Here is a 1,392-nt window from a genome sequence, read left to right as displayed (position 1 = left end):
GTGCGGTCCTGGGGAATCGGCGCCCTGCCGGCGAGGGCGTTGACGACGGCGGATGCCTCACCCGAGATGAAGGTGTCCGCCGCTTCCCGCAGTTCGATCGCGGAGGCATCCGCCCGCTCGGCGAGGGCGCGGGTGGCGGACTCGATCACCGAGGCCTGGGCGTAAAGGTAGACGGAGCGGGCGCCGAGGGCGCCGGCGACGGTGAGGAGCCCGTCGATGACGAGGTGCGGCGACCGGAGCAGCAGGGTCGCGGCTTTCTGGCTGAGGGGTTCGCCCTCCGCGGCATTGCCGATCACGACGACGCGGCGGCGGCGGGCTCGTTCGCGGGCAGGGACGGCGGCGAGCTTGCGCCACGCCGGGAAGCCGGCGCCGCCGCGGCCCTCGAGACCGGAGTCGCGGAGGGCGGCGAGGAGTGCCGCCGAATCCGCCTGGGCGGGCAGCGGGCCGAAGGTCGACTGGTGGGTGGCGTAGTCTGCGGCAGGGGCGGCCGTGAGCCGGGCGGTGCCGACCGGGGCCTGGACGGCGGGGAACAGCCGGGTGTCCGCTGTGCTGCTCATGAGGCCCTCTCGACTCTGACGTTCTGGTACTCGATGAAACCGCGGCTCAGGCGCCAGACGAGCGCGGCGACCACGGCGATCGAACAGGTCGCGGCGAAGGCGATGAACCAGGTCTGGCCGACATCCGTGCCGTTGCCGATGGAGTGCAGCAGCGCAACGGGCCACATCAGGTAGGTGAGCCAGTGCACGGCCTTGAAGACCCGCACGCCGACGACACCGCGGAGGAGTGCTGTGATCACGATCGCGAGCATCAGGTCGACGGCGAGGGTGCCGAGACCGAGCCAGAAGGGCTTGGCCGCGCCGAGGAACGGCACGACGAAGTCGACGAGCCGGAGCTGGGCGTAGGAGTCCCCGAACAGCGTGACGAGGTGGATGGCGAGGAACGCGGTCGCGAGCAGAGCAACGTTGCGGTGCACGAGGGCGACAGAGAAGCGGGGCAACGTGAAGAGCGGCCTGCCGGACCGGTTCAGGATGCCGAGCAGGACGGACATGGTGAAGAGGGCGAGGGAGACGACCCCTGTCCCGCGACCGAGCGCCCAGAGCGCCTCGTTCACAGGAACGACCTTTCGGCTTCGGCGTCGGCTGCAGCCGGGGTTTCCGAGGTTTCCAGGGCCTCTGACCGGTTGTCGTCCGGCCAGCCGCCGAGGGAGACGACCACACCCTCGGCGTCGACGAGGCGCGCGGGAACGCCGAGTTCGCGCAGCCAGGCGACGGCCTTGTGGCCGCGGACGATCGCGGCCGTGCTGAGCGTGTTGGCCCGGTGACAGGTCCCGGCCGCGACCGTGACGCTGCGCCAGACGGGTTCGGCGGGCAGCCCGGAGGCGGGGTCGAGGAT

The 1,392-nt window shown here is 71.6% G+C and carries 2 protein-coding genes and 1 pseudogene; all 3 read right to left on the bottom strand.

Going from position 1 to position 1,392, the window contains the following annotated elements:
• Positions 1 to 557, bottom strand: a pseudogene (locus tag QN345_RS19120) (hypothetical protein); the annotation flags it as partial.
• Positions 554 to 1,111 carry a ferric reductase-like transmembrane domain-containing protein gene (locus QN345_RS19115; protein WP_323509125.1) on the bottom strand — a complete coding sequence of 186 codons (558 nt, stop codon included), beginning with the start codon at positions 1,109 to 1,111 and terminating at the stop codon, positions 554 to 556. The gene QN345_RS19115 and the pseudogene QN345_RS19120, both read right to left, overlap by 4 nt.
• The coding region (locus QN345_RS19110) for an FAD:protein FMN transferase (RefSeq protein WP_323509124.1) at positions 1,108 to 1,392 on the bottom strand (285 nt) is incomplete at its 5' end. The genes QN345_RS19115 and QN345_RS19110, both read right to left, overlap by 4 nt.

This window comes from Cryobacterium sp. 10I1, assembly GCF_035019805.1.
Lineage (GTDB): Bacteria > Actinomycetota > Actinomycetes > Actinomycetales > Microbacteriaceae > Cryobacterium > Cryobacterium glucosi.
The sequence above is the reverse complement of the archived record's forward strand: the minus strand, read 5'-3'. Positions and strand labels throughout refer to the sequence as shown.